The following is a 6,315-nucleotide window of genomic DNA, read 5'->3' as shown; positions in this document are numbered from 1 at the left end:
GCCCGGCTCACACCGCCCGCGGCACCACCAAGGCGGCTGCCGCCGACGGGCGGGGAGAGTGTCCCCGGCGCCCTGCCGACGCCGCCTGCCGGCCGGCAGTCGCTGTGCCTCGCCGGGCGGCCCTGACCTGACCGCCGCGCGGCCACCGCGGCGGACACCGTACGGCAGCTCCGTACAGGGGACGACATTCCCGTGGCGGGGACGGCACCGGGGCCGCGGACATGACGGGGGACGCCCCCGGCGGCGCGGTCGCGCCCGGCGTGGTACGAATCGGACACAGTACTCCCACAGAGGCTGGAGCACACGTGATCCGGGTACTGGTGGTCGACGACGAAGCCCTGATCCGCACGGGCTTCCAGCGCATTCTGGACGCGGCCGACGGCATCGAGGTCGTCGGCGCGGTCTCCGGCGGACAGGCCCTGCGCACGGTGCGGGAGACGCGTCCCGATGTCGTCCTGCTGGACATCCGCATGCCGGACGTGGACGGCCTGACCGTGCTGAGCGACATCCGGCGGCTGGCGGAGCCCCCGGTGGTGGCCATGCTGACCACGTTCGACATGGACGAGTACGTGGAGACGGCGCTGCGCTCGGGCGCCGCCGGCTTCCTGCTGAAGGACACCGACCCCGAGGCGCTGCCGCCGGCGGTGCAGAGCCTGGCCCGCGGTGGCACCGTGCTCTCGCCCAAGGTCACGCGCACGGTGGTGGACGGCTATCTGAACGCGGGAGCGCAGGAGCCCCCGCCCAAGGCCCTGGAGCGGCTGACCATCCGTGAGCGCGAGGTGCTCGTGCTGATCGCCGAGGGCCTGTCGAACACCGACATCGCGGCCCGGATGCACCTGAGCACCGGCACCGTGAAGGACCACGTCAGCGCGATCCTGACCAAGCTGGAGGTCAGCGGCCGGGTCCAGGCCGCCCTCCTCGCCCAGCGGGCCGGTCTCCTCGCCGAGGGCGCCGGATGACCCGCCGGCCGTCCCCGCTGCTCCTGGACGGCGTGGCCGTGGCCATGGCGCTCCTCGACGTGTGGGCGCACTGGGACATCGACGAGCCGTTGCGGATGGGCTGCGCGCTGGCCGCCGCGGTCGCCCTGCTGCTGCGCCGGCGGCAACCGCTGCTCACCTTCCTGCTCACGCTCCCCGCCGTCCTGCTGTCCGACGCGGTGTTCGCCTGTCTGGCCGCGCTGTACACGCTCGCCTCGTTCAGCCGTCCCCGGGCGCTGCTGGTGGTGTGCGCCCTGGCGTTCGCGGTCGGCGACACGGCGTCGCTGCCGTCGCCGGAGCTGGATCTGACGCATACCCCGACGCTCATCGCGGTCGGGTACAGCGCCGCCACGGCGGCGGCGGCCGTCTTCCTGGGGCTGCTGGTGCGGACCCGGCGCGATCTGTCGCTGAGGCTGGCGGAGATCTCGGAGGCGCGTGACCATCAGCAGTTGCTGACCGCCCAGGCCGTCCTCGCCAAGGAGCGCGCGCAGCTGGCGCGGGAGATGCACGATGTCGTCTCGCACCAGGTCAGTCTGATCGCCGTACGTGCCGGGGCGTTGCAGGTGGGTGCGGGCGACCCGGACACCAGGGAGGCCGCGGCGACGATCCGCCGGCTGAGCGTGCAGACGCTGGACGAACTGCGCCACATGGTGGGTGTCCTGCGTGCCTCCAGCGGTCACCCCACGGAGCTCACCCCGCAGCCGGCGCTCAGCGACATCCAGCGGCTGGCCGACAACTGCGGTATCAAGACCGAGTTGCGCATGGCCCTGCCCGAGGGGCTTCCGCCGACCGTCCAGCGCGCGGTCTACCGCACGGTGCAGGAGGCGCTGACCAACACCCGCAAACACGCTCCGGGGGCGACCGCGCACATCGATCTGAGCCATGCCGACGGCGCCGTCCGGGTCCGGGTCACCAACACCGCGCCGACCCAGCCGCCACTGCCCCTGCCCGGGGCGCACCACGGCCTGCTGGGTCTGCGCCAGCGCGCCGAACTGCTCGGCGGCACCATGACCTCGGGCCCCACCAGCGACGGCGGCTATGAGCTGTGTGTCGTGCTGCCGGCCCAGGACACGAGGTGAGCGCGGGCACCGGAGGGGTTCATGTCGCGGCGACGAGCGTGTTCTCGCCACGGCGGCCGGCGAAGTAGTCCTCGACGTTGGACACGGTGGTGCGGACGATCTGGCCGACGGCGTCCTCGGTGAAGTACGCCTGGTGCGAGGTCACCAGGACGTTGCCGAAGGTCATCAGCCGGGCCAGGCGTTCGTCGGTCATCACCTCCAGCGACTTGTCCAGGAAGAAGACACCGGCCTCCTCCTCGTACACGTCGAGGCCGACGCCGGTCAGCCGTCCGGCGCGCAGGGCCGCCAGCAGGGCGTCGGTGTCGACCAGGCCGCCGCGGCTGGAGTTGATCAGGATGGCGTCGTCCTTCATCAGGTCCAGCGTGCCGGCGTCGACGAGGTGACGGGTCTCCGGGAGCAGGGGCACGTGCAGGCTGATCAGGTCGGCCTCGGCGAAGAGCCGCTCGCGGGGTACGTACTCCATGCCGAGGGCCAGGCAGTCGGGGTTCTCCGTGATGTCCCAGCCCAGCAGCCGCATCCCGAACCCGTGGGCGATCGCGGTGAACGCCGACCCGATCTTTCCGGTGCCCACCACACCGGCCGTCCGGCCGCGCAGGTCGCGGCCCATCAGGCCGTCGAGCCGGAAGTCGAAATCGCGGGTGCGGTGCGCGGCGCGGACGATCCGGCGGTTGACCGCCAGGGCCAGGGTCCAGGCGAACTCGGCGACCGAGTACGGCGAGTAGTACGAGACGCGGGCGACCGTGACACCGAGTTCCCCGGCGGCGGTGAGGTCGATGTTGTTGTAGCCGGTGGACCGCTGGGCGATCATCCGGGTGCCGCCCTCGGCGAGGGTGCGCAGCACGCCGGCGTCCAGCGTGTCGTTGACGCTGCTGAGTACGATCTCGTGGCCGACGGCCGTCGGGACGGTGTCCCGGTCCAGGAACAGCCGCAGGCAGCGCAGTTCGTGCCGCCCGGCGAACGCCTTGTCGAACGCGGCCCTGAGCAGCGGTTCCTCGTCGGAGAGAACGCCGTACGCAACGATCTCCACGTGCACTCCTTACGTCGGCTCACCCCACCGTAGGCCGCCCCGCCGACTCCGGCGCCCCGGAGGGCTCATGCGGTGTGCGCGAGCTGGATCAGGTTCGCCCCGCGTTTCCTCCTCCCGCCCCTGGTCGCGTCATCCAGCACACGCACGGGCGCTCTCCCCACCGGATCAACTACACACCGTGACCACCCTGGGTCGCGTGGGCTCGAAAGGAACCGTGGTCCTCGTGCGTCTCGCTGCTGCCCTCAGCGGTCTCGTTCTCGCTCTCGGCGGCGCCGTCGCCGCCGCCCCGGCTGCCCACGCGTCCCCGCAGGCCTGTTTCTGCACGGTGCTGGAGCGGCACCCGCAAGCGGACCCGGAGGTGGCCGAGCACGCCTGCCTCACCGGAGCGCCGGGCACCGAGGAGGCCCTCCGGTCCTGTTACGGGCAGTTGCGGCGGGACCACGTCCCCGCGGTGATCGCCTTCGGGGCATGCCGGCGCGCCCCGCAGGAGGAGTGGTAAGGGGGGAGTCACCCGGGCGGAGCCGCGCGGGAAACGACGCGCTCCTCCGGCTCGTCCTGTGTCAGTCTGGCGGACCGTTCCTAACCGGTTTCGACACAGGAGCCTGCGATGACGCTGCCGTCCCGCCTGCTGCCACTGCTGGAGCAGTTCGACTTCGCGTACAGGCGTCTCGCCGACCGCATGGCGGGGCCCGTCGTGGACAGCGGCGACGGGACGGACACCCCGGTCGGTCCGATGACGGACGACGAGTACCTCTGGGAGCCGGTGCCGGACTGCTGGTCGGTGCGGCGGCGCGAGGACGGGCCTGGGCCGCGCGCCACGTTCCTGGCGGGCACGGGCGACTGGGGACGCGACGCCGCCGCCTACCCGCACCCCTGGCCACCGCCCTTCACCACCATCGCGTGGCGCCTGAGCCACCTGAGCGAGATGCTGACCCTTCGTGCCGACCACACCGCCGGCGGCCGGCGGCTCACCCGGGACGACTACCGGATCAGCGGGGACGCGGCGACCGCGACGACCGCCTTCACCAGCGGCGCCGAGGCCTGGCGAAGGGCACTGCTCAGCGCCGACGACACCACCCTCGACACGGTCGGGTACTGCACCTATCCGCACGGCAGCGACCCGGAGGAACCGTTCCTCGACGTCGTGTGGTGGGTCAACCAGGAACTGCTGCACCACGGAGCCGAGATCGCCCTGCTGCGCGACCTCTGTCACGCCCGCGCCCGAACCGACGGCCGCTGAGGACGCCCGCGGGGAGCGGTGCTCCGCGCCGTCTTCGCGGCAGGTCCGCGCGGGGGCCGAAGGGCCCCGGAGCCGGGCCGTGCGGCCCGTGGTGGCAGGGACGGATACGGCCCAGGCTGGGGGCAGACCACACGAAGGGAGCCGGTGTGATGACGTCTGCCACCACCATGAACGCGGCACTCCCCGCCGAGCACCGCGCACGGCTGATGCGGACAGCCGGTGAGGTGTCCTTCGACGCCGGGACCCGGCTGTTCGAGGAGGGCCGGCGTGCCGACCGGCTGTGGATCGTGCGCACCGGCACGGTCGCCCTCGACCTCCGTGTGCCCGGCCGGCGTCCCGCCGTCGTCGCCTCGCTGGGGCACGGCGAGCTGGTCGGCTGGTCCTGGTACCACCCGCCGTACCTCTGGCACCTGGGCGCCGAGGCGATCAGTCCGGTGCGCGCCTGGGAGTTCGACGGCGGGACGGTCCGGGCCATGTGCGCCGAGGACCCGGAGTTCGGCCGCGCGATCGCGGTCTGGGTGGGACGGGTGCTCGTCGAGCGGCTGCTGGCCTCCCGTGTCCGGCTGCTCGACCTGTACGCCCCCTACGGCAGCGGAAGCCTGGTCTGACCACCGGGCACCGTGACGAGGGCGCTCACTCCCCGTGCTCGCCGCCGCGCGGTGGAGGTGACTTCCCGGCTGGCACAGTTCCGTCGTCCCGGGCAGCGTGGAGGGTACCGACAACGACTGCTGGTGAGGTGGCCATGCAACCCCCTGAACCGAAGGCCCGCGTGGTCGCGGGTGTGGACGGCTCCCCGTCGTCGTACGCGGCGCTGCGCTGGGCGGCGCGGTACGCGGAGATGGTCGGCGGTTTCGTGGAGGCCGTGTGCGCCTGGGACACCCCGTCGGCCATCGGCTGGACCGGGCCCGCGATCGACCCCGAGTTCGACCTGGAGCAGGCGCAGGAGCGGTTCGCGGAGGCGATGCGCGCCGTCTTCCCGGACAAGCGGCCCACCGGGATGCGGGAGATCCTGGTGGAGGGCGACCCCTCGGACGTGCTGATCACGGCCTCGGAGGGGGCGGAGATCCTCGTCGTGGGCCGCCGGGGGCGGGGCGGTTTCGCCCGCGCGATCCTGGGCTCGGTGAGCCTGCGCTGCGCCCAGCACGCGGCCTGCCCGGTCGTCGTCGTCCGGGAGGACCACGACCGGCCGCGCTGACCCGGCCCCGGCGGCCGCCGGCTACCAGGTGTCGATGCGGCGGCCGGTCAGGGCGCTCATCCCGATCCGCACCCAGACGTCGCGTTCCCCGCCGGCCCAGGGCGCGCTGTAGGCCCGCTCGGCGAGACGCCGTACGGCATCGGGGTCGGTCACCTGTTCGGCGGTGCCGTGCACCACGACGCTCCAGCCCTGGCTGAGCGCGTCGTCCACGCGGTCGACCTCGAAGGCCACCTCCCGGTCGAGCCCCTGGAGGGAGACCGTCCCGGCCTGCGTCCGGAAGACGATGGCGTCGTCGATGACGCTGTAGTTGACGGGTACGACGACCGGGGCGGCCTCGGTGGACACCGCGATCCTGCCCACACCGTGCGTCGACAGCAGTCGGCGGCAGTCCTCCTCGCCCAGCTCGGTGAAGCGGGGCGTCCGGGCGGCCTGCCCGAGGCCGGACGGCAGGTCGGCGTGTCCGCCGCCGAGCTCCGTGGCGCTGGTGCGCAGGGCCCCGGCCAGCCGGAGCAGCGTACCGGCTTCCGGCGCGGCGGTGCTGTGCTTCTCCAGGTGCTCGATGTAGGCCGGTGCCATGGCCGCCCGGAACGCCAGTTCCTCCACGGTGAGGCCCAGTTCCCTGCGGCGCTGTTCGATGCGGCGCCCCAGGTCGCCCTGCGGCAGCCGTCCCGGTGGTCTCTGTTCGGCCATGCTTCCTCATTCCTCGGGCTGCGGACCGTCGCCCCGTGTGTCCACCATGACCGATGCCACCGGGCCGGGCCTGGCCAAACGGCTTCCGGCCCCGGCGGGCTACGGCC

At 73.0% G+C, this 6,315-nt stretch carries 8 protein-coding genes; 6 read left to right on the top strand and 2 right to left on the bottom strand.

Annotated elements, in window-relative coordinates; all coding sequences use genetic code 11:
• Positions 1 to 305 precede the first annotated feature (305 nt).
• Positions 306 to 959: a response regulator transcription factor gene (locus H5J33_RS19710; RefSeq protein WP_181796248.1), complete on the top strand. Its 654-nt coding sequence runs from the start codon at positions 306 to 308 to the stop codon at positions 957 to 959.
• A complete protein-coding gene (locus H5J33_RS19705) occupies positions 956 to 2,056 on the top strand; it encodes a sensor histidine kinase (RefSeq protein WP_181796247.1) in 1,101 nt (366 codons plus the stop codon). Before H5J33_RS19710 ends, H5J33_RS19705 begins: the two co-directional genes overlap by 4 nt.
• A gap of 19 nt (positions 2,057 to 2,075) precedes the next feature.
• On the opposite strand, the gene H5J33_RS19700 is transcribed toward H5J33_RS19705, so the two are convergent.
• Positions 2,076 to 3,083, bottom strand: coding sequence for a 2-hydroxyacid dehydrogenase (locus H5J33_RS19700; RefSeq protein ID WP_181796246.1), 1,008 nt, complete (start codon positions 3,081 to 3,083; stop codon positions 2,076 to 2,078).
• A gap of 196 nt (positions 3,084 to 3,279) precedes the next feature.
• On the opposite strand from H5J33_RS19700, the gene H5J33_RS19695 reads away from it, so the two are divergent.
• The 4 genes from H5J33_RS19695 (at position 3,280) to H5J33_RS19680 (ending at position 5,518) form a co-directional block, all read left to right on the top strand.
• Positions 3,280 to 3,582 (top strand): hypothetical protein, encoded by a 303-nt coding sequence (locus H5J33_RS19695; RefSeq protein WP_258565238.1) that lies wholly within the window; start codon positions 3,280 to 3,282, stop codon positions 3,580 to 3,582.
• 108 nt (positions 3,583 to 3,690) lie between these two features.
• The gene (locus H5J33_RS19690; protein WP_181796245.1) at positions 3,691 to 4,323 is read left to right on the top strand and encodes a DinB family protein; all 633 of its coding nucleotides are present in this window, start codon (positions 3,691 to 3,693) and stop codon (positions 4,321 to 4,323) included.
• 149 nt (positions 4,324 to 4,472) lie between these two features.
• A complete protein-coding gene (locus tag H5J33_RS19685) occupies positions 4,473 to 4,931 on the top strand; it encodes a cyclic nucleotide-binding domain-containing protein (RefSeq protein ID WP_181796244.1) in 459 nt (152 codons plus the stop codon).
• A gap of 134 nt (positions 4,932 to 5,065) precedes the next feature.
• Complete coding sequence (locus H5J33_RS19680; protein ID WP_181796243.1) at positions 5,066 to 5,518, top strand: universal stress protein; 453 nt, start codon at positions 5,066 to 5,068, stop codon at positions 5,516 to 5,518.
• A 21-nt stretch (positions 5,519 to 5,539) separates the two neighbouring features.
• Here the strand turns inward: H5J33_RS19680 and H5J33_RS19675 are convergent, their stop codons facing one another.
• Positions 5,540 to 6,208: a pyridoxamine 5'-phosphate oxidase family protein gene (locus H5J33_RS19675; protein WP_181796242.1), complete on the bottom strand. Its 669-nt coding sequence runs from the start codon at positions 6,206 to 6,208 to the stop codon at positions 5,540 to 5,542.
• Positions 6,209 to 6,315 lie beyond the last annotated feature (107 nt).

It is taken from the genome of Streptomyces sp. WELS2 (genome assembly GCF_013870595.1).
Lineage (GTDB): Bacteria > Actinomycetota > Actinomycetes > Streptomycetales > Streptomycetaceae > Streptomyces.
The sequence above is the reverse complement of the archived record's forward strand: the minus strand, read 5'-3'. Positions and strand labels throughout refer to the sequence as shown.